Below are 597 nucleotides of genomic sequence, written 5' to 3' on the forward strand. Positions count from 1 at the left end.
GAAGAGCAACCGCTTTGCCATTAATAGCATAATGTAAATAATTGACAAGCTGGTCGCTTTCATAAGTCTCATCACCATTCCTAATAGTGACCGCTTTCATTCGCTGCATTTTAAGAAGATCACCAAGCCCAACATAAAAATCCTCTATTTTCTTTTTAAAATCGTCAAGTAAACGTTCAGCAGGAGTAGTTGATTCAACGGTATCGTCTTCATAAACAATTTCCCCCAACTTTGACGATTTTCGTGTAGGCGGTAGATACTGCATTAATAAAGCGTATTCTGTTTCGTAGTGCGTATCACTTCGCTGAAAATAAAAACGTCTTTCTGCATCAATCAATGCTGTAATGGGATCAGGAAAATGAGACAATTCAGGATCTGAATAACTTGGTGACTCTAAGCGTATAGCATCCACCCATATCGCCCATCCCGAATGAAATCGAGAGAGATATGTGTTAACCAAACCTGTTATATAATTTCTTTCTGCATCCGTTGCTGACATGGGGTCATCTCCACGGATAAAAAAGCCGGCCAATAAAGAACCATCTTTTCCCAAAATAATGCCGTCATCAATTAAAGCTGCAAAATTTAAAAGATCAG

Annotated in this window: 1 pseudogene; it reads right to left on the reverse strand. The window is 38.7% G+C overall.

Features of this window, described 5'->3' with window-relative positions:
* Nucleotides 1–597 (reverse strand): annotated as a pseudogene (locus ACFIKY_RS09240) (transporter); the annotation flags it as partial.

Origin of the sequence: Bartonella sp. CR127HXZ (assembly GCF_042194555.1) — a bacterium.
Classification (GTDB): domain Bacteria; phylum Pseudomonadota; class Alphaproteobacteria; order Rhizobiales; family Rhizobiaceae; genus Bartonella; species Bartonella grahamii.